24 protein-coding genes and 1 other RNA gene are annotated in these 19,581 nt (G+C 64.2%); 15 read left to right on the top strand and 10 right to left on the bottom strand.

Translation table 11 applies throughout. The features are described 5' to 3' along the window. Positions 1-19: 19 nt before the first annotated feature. The gene (locus K9B33_RS05670) at positions 20-583 is read right to left on the bottom strand and encodes a helix-turn-helix domain-containing protein (protein ID WP_224547308.1); all 564 of its coding nucleotides are present in this window, start codon (positions 581-583) and stop codon (positions 20-22) included. 99 nt (positions 584-682) lie between these two features. Between K9B33_RS05670 and K9B33_RS05665 the strand changes: the two genes are divergently transcribed. Next, positions 683-1,135 carry a DUF6456 domain-containing protein gene (locus K9B33_RS05665; RefSeq protein WP_224547422.1) on the top strand — a complete coding sequence of 151 codons (453 nt, stop codon included), beginning with the start codon at positions 683-685 and terminating at the stop codon, positions 1,133-1,135. A 55-nt stretch (positions 1,136-1,190) separates the two neighbouring features. Here the strand turns inward: K9B33_RS05665 and K9B33_RS05660 are convergent, their stop codons facing one another. Genes K9B33_RS05660 through K9B33_RS05645 form a run of 4 tightly spaced genes read right to left on the bottom strand, consistent with a single transcriptional unit; the run spans position 1,191 to position 3,820 of the window. Then, the gene (locus tag K9B33_RS05660; RefSeq protein WP_224547306.1) at positions 1,191-1,733 is read right to left on the bottom strand and encodes an NUDIX hydrolase; all 543 of its coding nucleotides are present in this window, start codon (positions 1,731-1,733) and stop codon (positions 1,191-1,193) included. Then, positions 1,730-2,407, bottom strand: a complete 678-nt coding sequence (locus K9B33_RS05655; protein WP_224547304.1) for a TPM domain-containing protein — start codon at positions 2,405-2,407, stop codon at positions 1,730-1,732. The genes K9B33_RS05660 and K9B33_RS05655 overlap by 4 nt, the downstream gene beginning before the upstream one ends. Further along, positions 2,407-3,213: a TPM domain-containing protein gene (locus K9B33_RS05650; protein WP_224547301.1), complete on the bottom strand. Its 807-nt coding sequence runs from the start codon at positions 3,211-3,213 to the stop codon at positions 2,407-2,409. Before K9B33_RS05650 ends, K9B33_RS05655 begins: the two co-directional genes overlap by 1 nt. A 4-nt stretch (positions 3,214-3,217) precedes the next feature. Continuing rightward, positions 3,218-3,820, bottom strand: coding sequence for a LemA family protein (locus K9B33_RS05645; RefSeq protein ID WP_224547299.1), 603 nt, complete (start codon positions 3,818-3,820; stop codon positions 3,218-3,220). Between the two features lie 103 nt (positions 3,821-3,923). Here K9B33_RS05645 and mscL point away from each other — a divergent pair, with 103 nt between their 5' ends. The 13 genes from mscL to K9B33_RS05580 all read left to right on the top strand — a co-directional run bounded on the left by mscL (position 3,924) and on the right by K9B33_RS05580 (position 14,300). After that, positions 3,924-4,361, top strand: a complete 438-nt coding sequence (gene mscL, locus K9B33_RS05640) for a large conductance mechanosensitive channel protein MscL (protein ID WP_224547298.1) — start codon at positions 3,924-3,926, stop codon at positions 4,359-4,361. A 146-nt stretch (positions 4,362-4,507) separates the two neighbouring features. Continuing rightward, positions 4,508-4,777 carry a hypothetical protein gene (locus K9B33_RS05635; protein ID WP_224547296.1) on the top strand — a complete coding sequence of 90 codons (270 nt, stop codon included), beginning with the start codon at positions 4,508-4,510 and terminating at the stop codon, positions 4,775-4,777. A gap of 153 nt (positions 4,778-4,930) precedes the next feature. Beyond that, positions 4,931-7,303, top strand: coding sequence for a chemotaxis protein CheA (locus K9B33_RS05630; RefSeq protein WP_224547294.1), 2,373 nt, complete (start codon positions 4,931-4,933; stop codon positions 7,301-7,303). Between the two features lie 11 nt (positions 7,304-7,314). Next, positions 7,315-7,752 carry a chemotaxis protein CheW gene (locus tag K9B33_RS05625; protein ID WP_224547292.1) on the top strand — a complete coding sequence of 146 codons (438 nt, stop codon included), beginning with the start codon at positions 7,315-7,317 and terminating at the stop codon, positions 7,750-7,752. Positions 7,753-7,835: 83 nt separating this feature from the next. Continuing rightward, positions 7,836-8,201, top strand: coding sequence for a response regulator (locus K9B33_RS05620; protein ID WP_224547290.1), 366 nt, complete (start codon positions 7,836-7,838; stop codon positions 8,199-8,201). 66 nt (positions 8,202-8,267) lie between these two features. Then, positions 8,268-9,350 carry a chemotaxis protein CheB gene (locus K9B33_RS05615; RefSeq protein WP_224547421.1) on the top strand — a complete coding sequence of 361 codons (1,083 nt, stop codon included), beginning with the start codon at positions 8,268-8,270 and terminating at the stop codon, positions 9,348-9,350. Next, entirely contained in the window at positions 9,350-10,228 is an 879-nt protein-coding gene (locus tag K9B33_RS05610) for a CheR family methyltransferase (RefSeq protein WP_224547288.1), read from the top strand. The genes K9B33_RS05615 and K9B33_RS05610 overlap by 1 nt, the downstream gene beginning before the upstream one ends. A gap of 129 nt (positions 10,229-10,357) precedes the next feature. Beyond that, positions 10,358-11,056, top strand: coding sequence for an N-acetylmuramoyl-L-alanine amidase (locus tag K9B33_RS05605; protein WP_224547285.1), 699 nt, complete (start codon positions 10,358-10,360; stop codon positions 11,054-11,056). 42 nt (positions 11,057-11,098) lie between these two features. After that, positions 11,099-11,502: RNase P RNA component class A (gene rnpB / locus K9B33_RS05600), an RNA gene on the top strand. Positions 11,503-11,563: 61 nt separating this feature from the next. Then, a complete protein-coding gene (locus tag K9B33_RS05595) occupies positions 11,564-12,112 on the top strand; it encodes a J domain-containing protein (protein WP_224547284.1) in 549 nt (182 codons plus the stop codon). After that, positions 12,109-12,447: a (2Fe-2S) ferredoxin domain-containing protein gene (locus K9B33_RS05590; protein ID WP_224547283.1), complete on the top strand. Its 339-nt coding sequence runs from the start codon at positions 12,109-12,111 to the stop codon at positions 12,445-12,447. Before K9B33_RS05595 ends, K9B33_RS05590 begins: the two co-directional genes overlap by 4 nt. A gap of 45 nt (positions 12,448-12,492) precedes the next feature. Then, a complete protein-coding gene (locus tag K9B33_RS05585) occupies positions 12,493-12,768 on the top strand; it encodes a hypothetical protein (protein ID WP_224547282.1) in 276 nt (91 codons plus the stop codon). Further along, on the top strand, positions 12,768-14,300 hold the full coding sequence (locus tag K9B33_RS05580; RefSeq protein WP_224547281.1) for a methyl-accepting chemotaxis protein: 1,533 nt from the start codon (positions 12,768-12,770) through the stop codon (positions 14,298-14,300). The genes K9B33_RS05585 and K9B33_RS05580 overlap by 1 nt, the downstream gene beginning before the upstream one ends. Before the next feature lie 69 nt (positions 14,301-14,369). Here K9B33_RS05580 and K9B33_RS05575 read toward each other — a convergent pair whose 3' ends face one another. After that, positions 14,370-14,984, bottom strand: coding sequence for a superoxide dismutase (locus K9B33_RS05575; RefSeq protein ID WP_224547280.1), 615 nt, complete (start codon positions 14,982-14,984; stop codon positions 14,370-14,372). A gap of 403 nt (positions 14,985-15,387) precedes the next feature. Here K9B33_RS05575 and rnk point away from each other — a divergent pair, with 403 nt between their 5' ends. After that, the gene (gene rnk / locus K9B33_RS05570; RefSeq protein ID WP_224547279.1) at positions 15,388-15,801 is read left to right on the top strand and encodes a nucleoside diphosphate kinase regulator; all 414 of its coding nucleotides are present in this window, start codon (positions 15,388-15,390) and stop codon (positions 15,799-15,801) included. 1 nt (position 15,802) lies between these two features. Here rnk and ispZ read toward each other — a convergent pair whose 3' ends face one another. From ispZ to dapF, 4 genes are all read right to left on the bottom strand, one after another. Further along, positions 15,803-16,462, bottom strand: coding sequence for a septation protein IspZ (gene ispZ / locus K9B33_RS05565; protein ID WP_224547278.1), 660 nt, complete (start codon positions 16,460-16,462; stop codon positions 15,803-15,805). A gap of 105 nt (positions 16,463-16,567) precedes the next feature. Continuing rightward, a complete protein-coding gene (gene ftsY, locus K9B33_RS05560) occupies positions 16,568-17,506 on the bottom strand; it encodes a signal recognition particle-docking protein FtsY (RefSeq protein WP_224547277.1) in 939 nt (312 codons plus the stop codon). Then, on the bottom strand, positions 17,506-18,762 hold the full coding sequence (gene mtaB, locus K9B33_RS05555; RefSeq protein ID WP_224547275.1) for a tRNA (N(6)-L-threonylcarbamoyladenosine(37)-C(2))-methylthiotransferase MtaB: 1,257 nt from the start codon (positions 18,760-18,762) through the stop codon (positions 17,506-17,508). Before mtaB ends, ftsY begins: the two co-directional genes overlap by 1 nt. Continuing rightward, complete coding sequence (gene dapF / locus K9B33_RS05550; RefSeq protein ID WP_224547273.1) at positions 18,762-19,562, bottom strand: diaminopimelate epimerase; 801 nt, start codon at positions 19,560-19,562, stop codon at positions 18,762-18,764. The genes mtaB and dapF overlap by 1 nt, the downstream gene beginning before the upstream one ends. Positions 19,563-19,581 lie beyond the last annotated feature (19 nt).

Genomic DNA, 19,581 nt, shown 5'->3' with positions numbered 1-19,581 from the left:
CAGCCTCGTACCGCCTTGGCTAGAGGCGTCGGACGAGTTGCACCGCCACCGCGGCCCATGGCGGGTCGGTCAGCACCAATTGCCGCGCACCAGCGCCCAGCGGCAGCAGTTGCAGGCGGTCGCCTTCGCGGCCGATCAGGCGCCCGAACAGGAAACGGCCGGCGGGACGGGGAAATAATATGTCGCGATTGAGCGCGCCCGAAAACTCGTCGGGGGCGATGCGGCGGCACCAGATCGCGTCTCCGCTGCGATAATCGCCGATACTGGCGCTGACATGCACGCCGACCATCCCGTCGGAGGCAAGCGGCGATGGGAAGGCGAGCGGCCGCGTCGGCGCGCGCGCGCCATCCGGCCCGAGCAAAGCGGCGACCGCTATGTCGGCTTGTCCCGGCAAAGCCACCAGTTCGGCGGTGGTGGCGCCCAATGCCAGCGCGATTCGGTTGAGCCATTTGACCGAGACGGTGCGCGTGCCGGTTTCCAGCCGCCCGATCGTCTGGGCCGTTGTGGGTGGATCGCACAACGCGCCGACCTGTTCAAGCGTAAGCCCCTTGGCCTTGCGGACCTCGCGGATACGGGTAATCATCTGCACCTCGAAATAGAACCTATTTGGTTTTCTCTTTCCTACAAACTATCCCACATGGCAAGGCCCTGCATGTCCAATCCCGTCAGCAAGGAGATGCAGATGGTCGCTACCCATGTCGAGCAGATGATCGAAGACCCGGAAGGCCGGACCCAGTTAGTGCTGGTGCATGTCGGCGAATCGCCGCTCGCCTGGCTCCATGCACGGGGGCATTTGAGCGAGCGCCACTATCTGGCGGGCGACCTGCTGCGTCGGGATTGGGAAAGGGCCGGACTGGGCGCGCGGGTCACCATGCGGTGGGACGCGGCGCCGCGCAGCGCCATTGGTGGGGGAGGGGCTGCCGATCCGACATTGGCCCAGCTGTCGGCGCGCGAACGGTTCGATGGCGCCATCCGCGCCGCTGGTCCCGGCCTTGCCGACATATTGTGGCGCGTCGCCTGTGCAGGCGAGGGGCTGAACGCTGCGGAAAAGGCGCTGGGCTGGCCCAGTCGGGCGGGGAAACTGGTGTTGACCCTGGCGCTCGACCGTGTGGCCGGATGGTATCGCGTGCCGTGATGTGGCGCTGACGCTATCAGTCCCGATGTCCGAGCGGGGCTGAAACGAAGATGCGTCAGGCAACCATGCCCGTACCGAGAAGCAGCAGGAGCTTCACGTCCATCGCATAGCCTTGTTCGCGCCAGATGGCGATCTGGTCGGGCAGGGTGGCGAGGGGTACGCGATGGACGTGAATATCCTCCTCGTCTACTCCGCCGCCCGCGCCGGTCTTTTCCAGGCCGTGCGCGCGGAAGAGGGTGAAACTCTCCGACACCATGCCTGGCGAGCTGTAGAACTGGCCAAGCGATTCGAGGCGGTCCGGACGGAAGCCGGTTTCCTCCTCCAATTCGCGCGCGGCCGCAATGCCGGCCTCCTCGCCCTCCTCTTCGTCGCCGACGAGACCGGCGGGCAGTTCGATGCAACGTCGACCCAGAGGCACACGATACTGATCCACCAGCAGAACGTGAGGGCCATCATCCGTGTCGTCGATCGCCAGAATGACGGCGGCGTGGATACCGCGCGCGCGGCCGACATATTCCCATTTGCCACGCTTCTTGGCGGTGATGAAACGCCCCGTCCACATCACTTCTTCGGGCGCGGTTCGGTCGGGATCGGTCATAATTCGATCAGCCTATCGGGCAGTTCGTTAATGTCGTCGTCGGCACGCGGGAAGTGGGCGGTCAGCACGACGCCTACTTGTCGCACGGCATCGGCCAATCCCTCGCCGGCGCGGCCTGCGCGGATCGCGTCTATCAGCGCTGCCATTGCGTCGCCCCAGGCTTCCGCCGCGACCTTCTCGTTGATCGCCCTGTCGGCGACAATTTCGGCCCGATGCTCGTCGAGCGAGAGATAGATGAGCACCCCGGTGCGACCGAGGGTGCGCGCTTCGGCGGCGGTGCGGAACAGCAGGATGGCGCGTCGTCGCACCCGCCGCGCCTTGGTCGCGCGCGGCGTCACGGCCATGCGCAGCGGCATGATCGCCAGCAGATAGCGTACGACCAGGAATTTGAGGATGAGAAGGCCGAGCAGCCCCATCAGCAGCTTCCAGTCGGCCAGCTCATGCTCCCAGTCGAGCAACAGCGCTGACAGGAAGGCGCGGAGATAGGCCGGAAATGCGGCCATCAGCGCCAGCGCGATGAACACTGCCGCCGCTGCCCAGCTCAGGCCGACATCATGATAGCTGTCGGACCGTCGTGCGACGATGGTCACGATTTCGCCCGACGTATGGGCTTCCGCCTCGGTCACGGCGTTCGAAACCAATTCGTGATCGGCCTGCGTCAGATGAAGCTGCATCACCAATCTCCCGACGCGCCGCCGCCGCCGAAGCTGCCGCCACCGGAAAAGCCGCCGCCGCTGTCGCCGCCGCCCCAACTCGATCCGCCCCATCCGGAACCGCCGCCCGATCCCCATCCGGAACTGCCGGTTCCCGGACCCCAGATGATGATCGGGGCGCTTCCGCCGCCGCGGCGATAGCGTGTCCCGCCCCGTGCGCGCGACAGCAGCGGCAGGGCCACGAAGAAGATGATGAACAATATGATCCAGAAGCCGATGATCGCGCCGTCCCCGTCATCCTGTTTCCGGGCGTCCGCCTCGGCCGCCGCTGCGCGCGCCTTGGCTTCGTCCGGTGGCAGGGCCAGCAGGCCGGTGATCTGATCGACGCCTGCATCGATACCGCCCGGCATGTCCCCGGCCTTGAAACGCGGGGCGATGGCGTTGCGAACGATCTGCGAGGACAGCGCATCGGTCAGCACGCCCTCCAGGCCATAGCCGACCTCGATGCGTATCTTGCGCTCGGCCGGCGCGACGATCAGCAGCGCGCCGTTGCTGTCCTTGTCGCCGATGCCCCAGGCGCGACCCAGGCGATAACCATAGTCGGCTATGTCATAGCCCTGAAGATCGGGGATTGTCGCCACGACGAGCGAACGGCCGCTCGCTTTTTTCTGCGCGATCAGTTTCTGGCTGAGCGCCTGCTCCTGTGCAGGATCGAGCAGGTTCGCCGCATCGACCACGCCCTTGTCATCGAATGTGGGAAAGCTCTGCGCCCACGCCGCCGGCGCGAGCGCCAGCAGCGTGAGGATCAGGACCAGGCGGCGAAGCATCCGATCAGTTGCCGAAGTCGACCTTCGGCGCCTCCTCCGCGCCCGGCGTAGTGGCCTGGAACGGGGTCATGGGCTTCGCGCCATGGATCAGCTTGGCGCCGATCGCGTCGGGGAAGGTGCGGATGCGGGTATTATAGGCCTGCACTGCGCCATTATAGTCGCGGATGGCGACGGCGATGCGGTTCTCCGTGCCTTCCAGTTGCGACTGGAGTTGCAGGAAATTCTCGTTGGTCTTGAGGTCGGGATAGGCCTCGACCGTGGCGAGGAGGCGGCCCAGCCCCTGGCTCAGTTGGGCTTGCGCCGCCTGGAACTGCGCCACCTTGGCGGGATCGGACAGATCTTCGGCGTTGATCTGGACCGACGTCGCCTTGGCGCGGGCTTCGACCACGGCGGTCAGCGTCGCCTGTTCCTGCTTGCCTGCCGCCTTCACGGTGGCGACGAGATTGCCCGTCAGGTTGGCGCGGCGTTGATATTGCGCCTGGACGTCGGCCCATTTCGCCTTCGCCTCCTCTTCGGCGGTCGGCACGCTGTTGATGCCACAGGCGGACAGGGCGAGCGCCCCGAACATCGGTAGCAGGACGGTGGAGAAGCGGCGCAGGAGCGTCATGGAACATCCTCGGCTTTTTGTTTCGCCTGTGGAAATAGGGCGTTGTCCTGAAAGGCGCAACGGGCCATCCTGATATTATCGTAGACAGCGCAAGGAGTTCCCCATGGGACTGATTTCCGAATTCAAGACATTCATCAACCGCGGCAATGTGATGGACCTCGCGGTCGGTGTCATCATTGGCGGCGCCTTCGCCACCATCACGAAGTCGCTGACCGACGACCTCATCATGCCGGTGGTCGGCTACATCTTCGGCGGCGCCGATTTTTCCGGTTATTTTGTGCGGCTCGGAGAGTTGCCGCCCGGCTTCAAGGGCAATCCTGACAGCTATACCGATCTGAAAGCCGCCGGCGTCGCGATGTTCGGCTGGGGACAGTTTTTGACCGTGCTGGTCAATTTCATCATTCTCGCCTTCATCATCTTCTTGCTGGTCAAGGCGATGAACAAGCTTACCGCCAAGCCCGAACCTGCGCCGGCCGCGCCGGCCCCCACGCCCGAGGACATCGTGCTGCTGCGCGAAATCCGGGATTCGCTTAAAAAATAATCGTTTTTGCGACGAAACGAGGCCGCGACGGGAACCATCATGCATGCGGCCGGTTGATCCGCGTCAGGGTTCCAGATGGCGTGGCGCCGATGGAATCCCGTGCCGAATGACGTCAGCCCCTGGGGGCGCAAACAGGAGAATACGCCGTGAAAACTTTCGTCACAGTCCTGGGCCTTGCCAGCCTTGTCGCGCTCGCCGCGTGCGATTCCGCCAAGGAAAACAAGGTCGAGAACGCTTACGAGAACCAGGCGGACGCACTCGACAACCAGGCCGACAATATGGAGGCGATGGCCGACAATCTGAGCGGCAACGCCGAGAATGCGGCTGAAAACGCCGCCGACGCGCTGGAGAACAAGGCTGCCGCCACCCGCGAAGCGGGTGACAAGGCTGAGGATGCCGTCGAAAAGCATCAATAAGCAGCGGTTCACTACCCGAGCCGACAAGGGCGTCGCGTCTGTGCGCGGCGCCCTTTTTGCATGAACGCATTACGCCGTTCGTCTCGCCTTTAACGGCCCTTTAACCACGCCCCGCCATGGTGCCCCTGCGCGCATCCGTGGGGCCCACAGGGAATGGACGAACTACTTCAGGAATTCATATCCGAGACCCAGGAAACGCTGGAGGCTCTCGCAGGCGAAGTGGTCGCCTGGGAAGCCGATCCATCCGACCGGGATCGGCTGGATGCCATCTTCCGCTTTTTCCATACGGTGAAGGGTAGCTGCGGCTTCCTGAATTTGCCGCGCTTCGAACGGCTGAGTCACGCGGCCGAGGATGTGCTGTCTGAGATTCGCGCGGGAAAGCGTGGGGCGGACCCCGCCACCGTCAGCGCCGTACTCGGCATCATGGACCGGATTGGCGAACTGACCGAGGCGGTCGCCATCGGTGCGGCCCTGCCCAGCGAGAATGATGATTTTCTGATCGGCGCTCTGAGCGCCCAGCCCGAACGCGCCGCCCAGTCAGCGATCGAAACGGCCGCAGCGCCCGTTGCCGTCGCGCGGCAGGGTGGGGCGCAATCGGGGCCGCGGACCATTCGCCTGCCTCTCAGTCTGATCGATCAGTTGATGAATGGCGTGTCGGACATGGTGCTGGCGCGCAATGAATTGTCGCGCAAGCTGCGCGAGCGTTCCGCCGATCCCGAACTGGATAATGTGTTCGAACGGCTGTCGACCTGCGTGGCCGATATGCGCGACGTGATATCCAAGACGCGGATGCAACGGGTCGATCGCCTGTTTGCCGCCATCCCGCGGATGGTGCGCGACCTTGGCCGCGACCTTGGCAAGCGCATCGACCTCACGCTGGAAGGCGGCGATGTCGAAATGGACCGCGAAATGGTGGAGATGGTCGTCGATCCGCTCACCCATATCGTGCGCAACAGCATCGATCACGGTATCGAGACGCCTGAAAACCGGCGCGCCGCGGGGAAACCGGACGTGGGGCGCTTGCGGCTGGAAGCACGCCAGTCGGGCAATCAGATCGTCATTGCGATCGCCGACGACGGTGCAGGCATCGACACGGCGCGTCTGGTCGACAAGGCCATCGCCGCAGGCCGGTTGACCCGGGAAGCCGCCATGCGTCTTTCCGAAGAAGACAAGCTCGACCTCATTTTCCAGGCCGGCCTTTCGACCGCGAATCAGGTGACCGCCATTTCCGGCCGGGGTGTCGGCATGGATGTGGTGCGCGCCAATGTGGAGCGTATCGGCGGGGTTATCGCTCTCGACAATCATCCGGGGCAGGGGTTGTGCATTACGTTGCGCGTGCCGTTGACGCTGACCATCATTCCCGGGCTGATTGTCCGGGCAGGCGGTCAGCATTTCGCGATCCCGCGCTCGGCGGTGGTCGAAATCCTGCACGACAATAATGAAACGTTGCAGGTCAGCGAGGTCGGGGGCGCAAAGATCGCGACGATTCGCGCAATCCGCCATTCCATGGTCGATCTTGAAGATGTGCTGGGCATGGAAAAGCCCGTTCAGCAGGGGCCGCGCGCTATCATGGTGGTGCGTTCGGCCACTGGCGTACCCTTCGCGATGGGCGTGTCGGCGGTCGATAATCATGAGGAACTGGTGATCCGTCCGGCCTCGCCCCTGGTGATGGCGACCGGGGTCTATGCCGGCATGACCCTGCCTGACAATGGCAAGCCGATGCTGTTGCTCGACGCCGCCGGTCTCGCCAACGCGGCGCGTCTGCCCAACATCGTGGACGATCGGGCTGCGCGGCAGCAGGAAGAGCAAGCCGGCGCGCAAGCCGGCGTCGAGATGGTCGCGGCACTGCGTTTCGAGGAACTGACGGGCGAACGCCGCCTGCTCAAATTGTCACTGATCGAGCGGGTCGAAGACATCGATGCAAGCCTGTTCGGCAAATCGGGCGGCCGTGCGTTCGTGCGGCTCGACGAGCGGCTGGTGCCTGTCGCCAACGGCCTGTCGCAATTCGATCGGGTCAAGGTGTCCGCGCTGCGCTTGCGCGACGATCGGCGCGAGGCCTGCTATCCCGTGGCAAGCGTACTCGACATCGTCCAGATGCCGGCCGTCCCGGACATGGTCGCCATGCATGGGATGTTGAGCGGCGTCGCGGTAGTCGATGGCGAGCATCTCGAGGTGATCAATCCCTTCGCCCTTTTCGCCGGTTTGCCCGAAGAAGGGGCGGTCGAGCGTGCGCGGGGGCGATGCGTGCTGGCCGACAGCGGCGATGGATGGACGCGTGAGATATTGGCGCCATTGCTGCGGCAGGCGGGACATGAGGTGGTTCTGGGCCTGCCCGGCGACTGCGCCGTCGATCCGGAAGACGTGGTCCTTTGCACGGAAGCGGATGCCGCGCAGGCGGCCGAAATCATGGGGTGTCGCGTCGTGCATCTGCGCGCCTCGCCTCGCCCTGACGGGCCGCAGGACGTCAGCATTTATCGCTATGATCAGGATGCGCTGATGGCGGCGATCGCCGGTCGGCGGGCTTAAGGAAGGCGGCCATGGATCAGCTCTATCTTCTTGCGACTCTGGCCAACACGCGGATCGCGGTCGAAACCGGAGAGGTTGAGGCGGTTGTCCGCCTGACCGATATATCCCCGGTGCCGGGCATGGGGGCGCATGTCGCCGGCCTTTCCGCCTTGCGCAGTCGCGTCCTCACCATCATCGATGTCGCCGCATTGATCCACGGCCGGGCTACCCCGGCCGAGCAGCGCGGCCTCGCCATCATCGCCAATATCAGCGGCCACAGCTATGGCCTGATGGTCGATGGCGTGTCGGATATCTGCCGCGTGCCGGAGGGGGAACTCCCGTTGCGTGGTCAACTCGACCCTGCCTGGGCGCCGTATGCGCGCGCGCTGGTCGAACAAGATGGCCATCCCTGGCTGCTGGTTTCGCTGGCTGCATTCATCGAGGGCGGCGCCTTGGCCCAGGCGGCATAAAGAATGGTGCGTCGTTTACCAAATACTTGGCTTTGCCGGTTAAGCCCGCTGCAACGGGACGCAAAAAACCTAAGGGACGCTTCATGAAGAATTGCCTGGTCGTCGACGATTCAAAGGTCATCCGCAAGGTTGCCCGCCACATTCTCGAATCGCTGGACCTGACGGTCAGCGAGGCGGTGGACGGACAGGACGCGCTGACCAAATGCGAGGCTTTCCCGCCCGATGTCGTGCTGCTCGACTGGAACATGCCGATCATGAGCGGCATGGAGTTCCTTCAGGCCCTGTCCAGCGCGAAGATGGCGGCACGGCCCAAGATCATCTTCTGCACCACCGAAAATGGCATCAGCCATATCAAGGCGGCGGTCGAGGCCGGTGCCGACGAATATGTCATGAAGCCATTCGACAGGGAGACATTGGAAAGCAAGCTGGCGATTGTCGGCGTGATCTAGCGGCGCCTTCCCGCTGATCCAGGAGTGCCCGATTTCCATCTGATCCTTCCGCGCAGAAAGTCCATGATGAACGCGATCATGCCGATACCATCCAGCCGCAGCAGTGAACGACGCACCGTTCGCACGCTGGTGGTCGATGATTCGGTCGTCGTGCGGACAGTCATCGAACGCATTCTTCATGGCGATCCGGGCTATAATGTGGTGCACAAAACCAACAGCGCCGAACATGCGCTGGGCTATCTGGCGGAAAATGTAGTCGATCTGGTGCTGCTCGACATTGAGCTGCCGGGTCAGAGTGGTCTGGCTGCCTTGCCGCAGATATTGCGCGCGAATCCGGCCGTGAAGGTCGCGATTCTGTCGGGGCGATGCGAGGAAGGCAGCGCCGCCGCGATCGAGGCGCTGGCGCTCGGGGCCAGCGATATCGTGTCCAAGCCAGGCAGTGGCAGCTTCGGCGAACAATTCCCCCAGGCGCTCATAGACCGGCTGAACCGGCTGTTTGGCGATCGACTTGCAGCACCGCCGCTGCCGCGTCTACCCACCCCGCCATCGGTTGATCCTGCCACCGCGCCGCTCGCCTGCATTGGCATCGGCGCATCGACCGGTGGCATTCATGCCTTGGGCCAGCTATTTCAGGGGCTCGCTGCGCCGTTGGGCGTGCCGCTGCTGCTGACCCAGCATCTCCCCGCCAGCTTCACTGTTTATTTCGCGCAGCAACTGTCACGGATGACCAGCCTGCGTGTGAAGGTGGCGGAAACCGGCGATCTGCTGACACCCGATATCGTCTATGTCGCACCCGGTGACGCCAATATCCAATTGCGGCGCGGCTTGCATGGCCGTGTCACGATCCTCCTCAATCCCGAACGCACGCCGGCTGGCAATCTGCCCGGCGTCGATCCGATGTTTGCCAGCATGGCGGAAGTCTATGGAGCGGGGGCCGCGGGCATCGTGCTCACCGGCATGGGGCGCGACGGAACATTAGGCGCGCGCGAGATCGTCGCGGCCGGCGGCTGGATCGTCGCCCAGGACGAAGCGAGCAGCGTGGTGTGGGGGATGCCGGGTTCGGTCGCCGGGGCCGGGCTGACCTGCGCGGTCATGGAGCCCTTGGCGATCATGAATTTCGTGGCCCGCCGTGGAAAGATTGCCGCCTGATGCCGCTGCCCCCAACCGGAGCCGCGATTTTCCAGGGCGCTGAGCGCATCCTGTCGGGATTGCTCGAGGCAAGAACCGGGCAAGTGCTGTCCGAAGGTCGCGCCTGGCGGATGGAAACCGCGCTGCGCCCCGTCCTGCGCGCCCATGGGTTGCAGGATATCGATGATCTGGCCGCTCGGCTGTTGCGCAGGCGCGATCCGCGGCTGGACGAGGATGTCGTCAATGCGCTGCTGAACAATGAAAGCAGCTTTTTCCGCGATCTTCAGATTTTCGACATGATCCATCGCCAGATTCTGCCGCATATCCAGGACGCTCGGCAGGACCGCACGCTGCGTATCTGGAGTGCGGGCTGTTCGACCGGGCAGGAAGCCTATTCGCTCGCGATCCGCTTGCGCAACGATGCTGCGCGCTGGCTGGGGTGGCGGATCGAGATATTGGCGACGGACATTTCCACCGCCGCGATCGAGCAGGCGAAAGCCGGCACCTTTTCGCAGATGGACGTGCAGCGTGGTTTGGCCGTGGGCGACCTGATCAAATGGTTCGAGCCGCATGGGGAAGAGTGGCGGGCCAGCCCGGAACTGCGCCGGATGATCGATTTCCGGCATGATAATCTGTTCGATCCGCATGCTCCGACCGGGGAATATGATCTGATTCTCTGTCGCAACGTGTTGCTCTACTTCACACCCGAACGACGCGGGGAAGTGCTGCGACTGCTCGCCCGGCATAGCCATGCAGGATCGGTCCTGTTGCTGGGCGCAGGGGAAACGGTGATCGGCCAAGGCGATGATTTCCTGCCGCACCCGGATTTCCGTGGGGGCTATGCGCCCAAGGCCCTGCTGCCCCATTGCGCCGGTGGACCGATGCGTCGCGCGGGCTGAACCGGCTTCATCCGCATTAACCCTGCTTGATTGCTGCGCCGGTCTCGGTCATTGTCCATTAGAGGCCGCCAGAGAGGCGCGCCGGAAGGGTGCGATGATCGAGCCGCTGCAAGTGACTGGCCTTCCCCGATGACCGACATGCCGATGATCGAAACGCCGTCGCCCAATTTTGACGATCGCAGCCTGCCGATCACGATGTTGGTGCTGCACTATACCGGTATGCCCGATGCGGCGAGCGCCATCAATTGGCTGGCCAACCCGGAATCGAAAGTGTCGGCCCATTATGTCGTGACCGAGGACGGCCAGATCATCCGCATGGTCGACGAGGGTAAACGGGCTTGGCATGCGGGCCGATCGCACTGGCGCGGCGTCGATGACGTCAATTCGGCCAGCATCGGCATAGAGATCGTCAATCCGGGGCATGAATGGGGCTATCGGCCTTTCCCCGAAACGCAGATGGGATCGCTGATTCCGCTGGTTCATGCGATCGTCCAGCGTCACCGCATCACGCGTGGCAACATCGTCGGCCACAGCGATATCGCGCCCGCGCGCAAGCAGGATCCTGGCGAGCTTTTTCCTTGGGGCCAACTCGCGCGCCTGCGCCTGGCGCTCCCGCGACCCACCAAGAATCTGATGGACCCGCACTGGACCGACGGCGGCTTCATGCTGGCGCTCGAGCGATTCGGCTATGACATTGCCGATCCGCAAGCGGCGGTGGTCGCTTTCCAACGCCGCTTCCGGCCGGAGCTGATCGACGGAGTGATCTGCGGCGAATGTCGCGCCATCCTGCTGGCCCTGCTGCTGCCCAAGCCGCGCGGCGATGAATAAGCGGGATGACGGGGCCGACAAATCGGTCTAAGGCCCGTTTCGCCAGAGGGCCGGGCGGCCGCGGCGTGGCGGGTAACTGCCACGGCGAGGAAAGTCCGGGCTCCACGAAATGACGGTGCCGGTTAACGACCGGCTGGAGCGATCCAAGGGACAGTGCAACAGAAAGCAGGTCGCCCAGTCCTTCCAGGACTAAGCCCTAGGGCAGGCGAAATTGAAAGGGTGCGGTAAGAGCGCACCGCGTCTGCGGCAACGCAAGGCGGCACGGTAAACCCCACCGGGAGCAAGACCGAATAGGGGCGGCGCGCGGCTTCGACCGCTAGGCCTGTTTCGGCCGAGACCGCCCGGGTTGGTTGCTTGAGGAACGGAGTAATCCGTTCCCTAGAGGAATGGTCGCCTATCCCTGGAAACAGGGTGGACAGAACCCGGCTTACAGGCCCTCTGGCATTTTCCCGCGCAAATATGCCCGCCGGGCTGGCGTTTGCGCGGCTTATTCCCTAATTTGGCCGGATGGCAAGACAGAGCCGATCCAATGACTGGGGATTTCCCCGATGGCGCGCCTATGGCGGATCGCGTGAGGCGCAGAAGGTGCGCCTGTGCGACCGCTATGGCTGCGATCGCCCCGGCGACTGCCCCGCGCCCAAGTCCCCCAACAGCCCGGAACGCTGGTATTTCTGCGCTGATCATGCCGGCGAATATAACCGAAACTGGGACTATTTTCAGGGGCTGGACCAGGAAGAACGGGCAGCGCGCGAGCAGGCCGAACGGCGGGATGCGGGCGGTTATCAATCCAGCGCCTATCATAGCTGGGGCGGGCCGGGCGACGGCAGCCGATCGCGCGACGAACTCCATGCGCTCAAGGCGCTGGAGCTGGAGGACGATGCTGGTTTCGAGGATGTGAAGAAGAGCTGGCGCCGGCTTGCCAAGGAATATCATCCCGACGTGAAGCCAGGCGACAGCGATGCCTCGGTGCGGTTCCAGGCGATTCAGGCCGCTTATGAAGTACTGCGTGCGGCAGAGGAACGGCGGACCTGGAAACCGCGGGGAGCGAGTGATTGACGGATTATGTCCGTTCGAATTGGACCAATGTGGTGCTGGTTTGCCGCAAATGTTCCAAGAAATTGGACGGCGGTTTTGGTCCGGGCGGCGGCGAACGGCTGGCCAAGGCGCTGCGCAAACATTTGTCCTTGAAAAAGGGGCGTAAGGCGACGGCGGGCGTGATGGAGGTCAATTGTCTGGGCATATGTCCCAGGGGCGCCGTAACGGTAGTGGATGCTGCGGCCAGCCGCGACTGGTTGCTGGTCCGGCCGGGCGCCGATCTTGACGAACTCGCGGAATCCTTGGGTCTCAATCGTCGGAATATCCTTAATATTATCCTTACCAATTCCACCTAATCGGGTGGAATGAAGTTATCTGCGTCCCTTAGGTCCGTGCTGCCCATGGCAGGCCAGTGCATCCTCATTCTGTTCGGCCTGCTGGGATTATACGCCGTTCCGCCGGCCAGCGGCAGGATGCTGCTGGTGCCGCTGACCCAGGAGGCGGTTGCCGCACTGGCGCCAGTCGCTGTCGCCCATGGCGCGCGACTGGTGGCGAAAGGCCCGTGGGCAGGTTCCCTTCTGGTCGAGGGGGAGCGCGACGATCTTGCCCCGGCGCTTCTGCATCACGGAATCGTCGCCCTTTCGGCGCAAATGGGCGGATGCGGAGCGTCGGCCTGATGAGCGCCATGACGAGCCTGGATCGGCTGCGGCTGCAGGGGTTGCGCATCCTCCTTTTCGCCAACTGGCTCTGGACCGTGGCGATCGGCCTCATGGGTCTGCTGCTGGGGGTGGAGCATAGCGGTCGCGCCCTGTTCCTGTCGGCTCTTGTCAACGCGCTTCCCACCATCCGGGTCATGCGCGCGCGACGTGACCTCGAAGCGCGCCTGGCCATGGGGACATTGGCCGCGGTTCAGCCGGCGATCGGGCTGTATCTGCTGTCAGGCCATAGCTGGCAGATGGACGGTCATATGTTCTTTTTTGTCGCATTGGCGGGGCTGGCGCTACTGTATGATTGGCGCCCCATCCTGCTTGCTGCGTCGCTGACGGCCGCCCATCACCTGGTGCTCAGCCTGCTTCTGCCGGCCTGGGTTTTTCCTGACAACTCCAATATCGGCCGGGTGGCTATCCACGGCATAGCGGTCGTGTTGCAGGCAGCGGTGCTATGCTATCTTACGGTTCGGCTGCGCGTCATGCTGCTCGCGTTAGACGGGCATGTGGTGCAGGCCAGCCAACTCGCCGAAGAGGCTGACCAGGGCCGGAGTGCGGCAGAAGCTGCCATGGCGACGAGCCGCGAAATGGACGCCAAGGCTGCGCAATTGCGTGGGCAACAGGAAGCGGAAAAGGCGCGGATGGCGACGGAGCGGCGAGCGATGACGCTTGCGCTGGTCGGGGATTTTCGGCGGTCCGTGGCGGAAATCGTCGGCGCGGTTGGAGCAGCCGCGCAGGAACTCGACGATTCGGCGCGTCAACTCAACCATCTGGCCCAACGTGCAAGCGCCGGCACCGAGGAAACGGTGGCGATTGCCGAACAATCCTCCGCCAATGCGACGATGTTGGCGCGGCGTATCGATCAATTGTCGGAATCGATTACGGCGATCGCATCGGCGTCGCACCAGCAGGCCATGCTCGGCGGCGAAGCGCAGCGCGTGTCTGCTACGGGGCATCAGGCCGTGCACGAACTGGAGGGACGTACCACCTCCATCACCAGCTTCGCCGATTCCATAACGGATATCGCCGCGCGCACCAACCTTCTGGCGCTGAATGCCACGATCGAAGCGGCGCGCGCCGGCGATGTCGGCCGGGGTTTCGCGGTGGTGGCCGGAGAAGTAAAGCAATTGGCTGGCCAGGCCGCAAATGCGACCGGGGAAATTCACGCTTTGGCTTGGTCCGCCCGTCAAGGGGCCGGGGTGGCACGTGAGGCGCTATCCGACGTCGCAGGCGCCGTCGAGCAACTGGCGGAGGCGGCGGATGCGATCCAGCGGGCAGTCGTCGATCAGCGCGATGCGACCAGCGCGATAGGTGAATCCGCGCGTGATACGGCGCAGGACGCGGCCATCATGACGCGACAGATGGAAGATGTCGCCGATGTCGCGCGCGACACCGAAAGCCTGTCGGCGCGCGTGTCCAGTGCGGCGTCCAGCCTGTCGAGCACGGCGAAGACGTTGCAGCGGGCGGCCGAACAATTTGTGACGCAACTGGAAGCGGCCTGATCCCGCCGAGTGCATTCACGCGTCGTGGAAAAGGGGACCGGTCGTATGCGCCCGGTCCCCTTTTCGATATCAGGCCGGCTGGTCGGCGCGGCTGGCGCCTTCACCGTCGAGGTTCAGCGCCGCAAAGTCCCAGTTGATCGCTTCCTTGAGGATGCGGTCGGCATAGCTGGGGCGCAGGTTGCGATAGTCGATATAATAGGCATGTTCCCACACATCGACGATCAGCAGCGGCGCATGGCCTTCATGGGCGACGGGGGTATCGGCGTCATGATAGCTGGTTACTTCCAGCTTGCCGTCCTTCAGGACCAGCGCGGCCCAGCCGCTGGCGAAGTGGCCCACCGCTTCGGCTTTCAGCTTTTCGATCAGCGCATCGACCGATCCGAAGGCTTCGTTGATCTTGGTCAGCAATTCCCCGGTCGGTTCGGTCTTCGTGGGCGACAGCGACTGCCAGTAGAAAGTGTGGTTCCAGATCTGGCCGACCTGGTTGAAAAGACCGCCCTTGGCCGACTTGATCAGCTCGACCAGCGACTTGCCCTGCAGGCTTTCGTCCGCGGCGACCAGTTCATTGGCCTTCACGACATAGGCATTGTGATGCTTGCCATGGTGGAAGTCGAAGGTTTCGACGGACAGGATGTCGCCAAAAGCATCCTTGGCATAGGGCAAATCGGGCAGAACAAAGGCCATGGCGGAACTCCTCGGGTTCGTTATGGGGCGGCCGCACGCAGGGTGGAGCGGCCGGTTGGTCATATGGTCCATGCGGGGCGTGGACGCCTCCGCCGTTTCCCATATGCTGCCCCAACGCCCAAGAAAACAGATATGTGCCTATTGCGAAACGATCGCAGAAATTGGTGCTGGAAGTTGGCCGAAGTAGGGCGCGTGTCGGGTTCGCTTGACAGAGCGGTCCTGGTCCAACAGGATCGGATCATGCAAAATGGCGCCGCCTTTTCGCGCTTCCGTCATCACGGGGGCCAACTTCTCGCGGGCGATCCGCCCCGGACCTGACAGGCGATCGGCCGGCAGGGTCCGGGGCACCTTCTTGACGCCAGAGGCCCGCAGTCGGGCCGATCCTCTATCAGGAAGCCTTTCCATGATCCTGCATCAGAACGGGGCGGCCGTGCCGCCCATCCACCTTGTCGAATCCGAAGCGGACATGATCTCCGACCTGGCCTGGGCGGCGCGCGACCGCTTCCCCGATGTGTGCCAGTTGCTGCAGCAGGAGGTCGGGCGTGCGCAGCTTTGCGCGTCGGCCGACTTGCCCTGTACCGTCGTCGCCATGGGATCGGATGTGGCCTATCGCGATGGCCGTGACGGCGCGTCGCGGAGGGTCCAATTGGTCTATCCCGGTCATGCCGATGTAGCGCTGGGCCGCATTTCAATCCTGACGCCGATCGGTGCGGCGCTGATCGGGATGCAGGCCGGCGCGTCGATCCTGTGGCCCGACCGGGACGGCCATCTGCGCGACATCATCGTCGACGAGGTGGTGCAGGCGCGGGCGGCTTAACTCAGCCTTGCGGCGGGGTGGTTTCACCCACCTCGTCGCTGTCGAGGCCATCGCCGAGCGTCAGGCCGTGGCGCATCAGCATCGGGATATTGGCGGCGGCAAAGACGACCGAGATGATGGTGACTCCCCACACCTTGACCGCCAGCCAGCTGTCGAAACTCATCGACCGGCGCATCACCTCGTTCGCGATCGCCATGGCGACGAAGAACAAGGCCCAATTGCGCGACAGCTTCATCCAACCGGTTTCGCTGAGGCCGTCATAGGCGGCCTGGAGCAGATATTTGAGCAGCGGTTTGCCACGCAACAATCCGGCGAAGAGCATCATCGCGAAGAAGCTGTAGATGATCGTGGGCTTCAATTGGATGAAGCTCTGGTCGTGAAAGTAGATGGTGAGGCCGCCGAAAAACAGGATCAGCAGCGCCGACAGCCAGAGCATCGGCGATACCCGGCCCAGCTTCACCCTGGAGATGACGACCGCGATCACGATCGCCGCCATGAAGGCGGCCGTGCCGAAGGTCATGGCGGTGATCGGATTGCCCGCGCCCCAGAACCACCCGGCACCCTTGTAGGTCAGGAAGAAGACCAGCAGCGGCCCGAAATCGAGCGCTAGGCTGAGCGTGCCGCCATGGGCGGGCTTTGCAGCGGGCTTGGTATCGACCATCAGTTGTGCTCCGTCATCCCAGCGAACGCCGGGATCCCACTTTTCTTCATGCGCCGCAAAAGGAAGAAAGACGCCAGCCTTTGCCGGCATGACGAACGACAATGCTCACCGTGCATAGGCCGTCCCCGCAATGGCGCGCGCCATGTCGCCGGGATCGAAGGGACGCAGATCCTCGATTTTCTCGCCCACGCCGATCGCATGGATGGGCAGGCGGAATTTCTCCGCCGCCGCGACCAGCACGCCGCCGCGCGCGGTGCCGTCCAGCTTGGTCATGACCAGCCCCGTCACCTGCGCCGTTTCCTTGAAGACTTCGATCTGGTTCAACGCATTCTGTCCTGTCGTGGCATCCAGAACCAGCACAACGTCGTGCGGGGCGGCGGGGTTCAATCGACCCAGCACGCGACGCACCTTGGCCAGCTCATCCATCAGCTCGGTCTTGTTCTGGAGGCGCCCGGCGGTGTCCACGATCAGCACGTCGATGCCGGTTTCCGTCGCCTGCTTGACCGCGTCGAACACGATGCCCGCCGCGTCGCCGCCTTCCTTGCCCGCCACGATGGGGATGCCCAGCCGCTCAGCCCAGACCTTGAGTTGGCCGATCGCCGCCGCACGGAACGTGTCGCCGGCGGCCAGCATCACGCCATAATCCTGCTCCAGGAAATTATTGGCCAGCTTGGCGATAGTGGTTGTCTTGCCCGAACCGTTGACGCCGATGACCAGGATCACCTGCGGCCGCGGAAAGGCCTCGATCTCCAGCGGGCGGGCCACGGGGGCCAGCACCTTCTCGATCTCCTCCGCGATGATCTGGCGCAGATATTCCTCGGTCAATGCCTTGTTGTAGCGCCCCTCGGCCAGTCGTTCGCGCACGCGTCCGGCCATGGCCGGGCCAAGGTCGGAGACGATCAGCGCCTCTTCGATCTCGTCGAGCGTCTGGTCGTCGAGCGCGGCCTTGGAGAAAAGGCCGGTGAGGTTGTCGCCAAGCCTGTCGGATGTGCGCTTCAGTCCGCCGAAGAGGCGATCGCGCCAGCTGGTGCCGGTATCTGTCATTATGCGGCCTCTTGCGCGATCAGCGCGCCATTCTCAAGCGCCGTGATGGGAACGGGAACGATGGAGGAGGGGGGCTGCGCCGCCGCGAAGCGCACCGGCGCGAAATTTTCAGCATGGCCGGTCAGGCCGCTGCGTTCGACCAGCACCGACTGGGTCGTGCCGATCAGGCTGCAGAGCCAAGTTTCGCGTCGCGCGGCGCAGGCGTCGCGCAGGCGGGCGGCGCGGGCCTTGATCGTCGCGCGATCGACCTGCGGCATACGTGCGGCAGGGGTGCCGGTGCGCGGCGAAAAGGGAAAGATATGGCCGTGGACGATGTCGCATTCGTCGATGAGCATGAGGCTGTTCTCGAACATCGCGTCATCCTCGGTCGGGAAGCCGGCGATGATGTCTGCGCCGATGCTGATGCCGGGGCGGGCGGCCTTGAGCCGTTCCACAATGCGGATGGCGTCGGCCCGGCCGTGGCGGCGCTTCATGCGCTTGAGGATCAGGTCGTCGCCCGCCTGCAGCGACAGATGTAGATGCGGCATCATACGCGGATCGTGCGCGATAAGATCGAACAGCCGTTCGTCGATTTCCACGCTGTCGAGGGAGGAAAGGCGCAGGCGGGTCAGATCGGGCACGCCCTTCAATATACGTTCGATCAGCAGGCCGAGCGACGGGCTGCCGGGCAGGTCCGGGCCGTAGCTGGTGACGTCCACGCCGGTCAGCACGATTTCCCGATAGCCCGCATCGACCAGTTGCTTCGCCTTGTCCACCACCGCGCCGGCGGGGACGGAGCGGCTGTTCCCCCGGCCATAGGGAATGATGCAGAAGGTGCAGCGATGATCGCAGCCATTCTGGACCTCCAGAAACGCGCGGGCATGGTCGGCAAAAGCGCTGGCCATATGCGGGGCGGTGTCGCGGACGGCCATGATGTCGGAAACGCGGACCTTTTCGGTCATCGCAGCGAAGCTGCTCGCCTCCATCTTCTCCCGATTGCCGATCACGCCATCGACTTCGGCCATGGCGGCGAAGGTCTCCGGTTCGGTCTGGGCGGCGCAGCCGGTGACGAGGATGCGGGCGTCGGGTCGTTCGCGCCGGGCGCGGCGGATCGCCTGGCGGGTCTGGCGCACCGCTTCGGCCGTCACGGCGCAGCTATTGACCACGATCAGATCGTCCTGGCCGGCCGCCATGTCGCGAATCGCTTCGCTCTCCGCGATGTTGAGGCGGCAGCCCATGGTGATGATGTCCGGCGCTTTGGTTGAGGCAGGGGGCATCAGAAGCGGTCCCAGTCAGCCTCGCCATCGAAGACGTGGGTGGCGGGGCCGGTCATGCGGATCGTGCCGCCCGGCGCCCAGTCGATCACCAGATCGCCGCCGGGCAGACTGACCGTCACCGGACCCGTCATCAGCTTGCGGCGGATGGCGGCGACGGCGGTGGCGCAGGCGCCCGTGCCACAGGCGCGCGTCAGACCCGCGCCGCGTTCCCATACGATCAGGCGGATCTGGTTTTCGCCGACGACCTGCGCGAAATTGACGTTCACGCGGGCCGGGAACAGCGGATCATGCTCGATCAGCGGGCCGAGAAGGTGGAAGTTCACACCGTCCAGATCGTCCACGAAGAAGATGACATGCGGGTTGCCGACATTGACCGCGGCGGGGGCGGGCAGCTCTTCCCAACTGGCGCCCATGGTCAGCGTGTCCATGGGATAGGCGAGCGGGATCGCGTCCCAGTCGAAGCGCGGCGCGCCCATATCGACGTTGGCGCCGCCATCGACGGCCTTGGCGTCGAGTAGACCCGCCTTGGTGCGGATCAGCACGTCGCGGCCGACGAACAGGGGCACGCAGCGGGTGGCGTTGCCGCAGGCTTCGACTTCGCTGCCGTCGGCGTTGAAGATTTGCATCGACACGTCGGCGTCTGGGGCGTTGCCGATCAGGATGAGTTGGTCGCAGCCGATGCCGGCATGACGGTCGGCGATGGCGCGGGCGCGAGACTCCGTCATGCCGATCGCCTGCGCGCGCGCGTCGATGACGACGAAGTCGTTGCCGAGGCCATGCATTTTGGAGAAGCGTCCCATGGGCGCGCATGTAGTGGGG

Origin of the sequence: Sphingobium sp. 3R8, from assembly GCF_020166615.1 — a bacterium.
GTDB lineage: Bacteria > Pseudomonadota > Alphaproteobacteria > Sphingomonadales > Sphingomonadaceae > Sphingobium > Sphingobium bisphenolicum.
The sequence above is the reverse complement of the archived record's forward strand: the minus strand, read 5'-3'. Positions and strand labels throughout refer to the sequence as shown.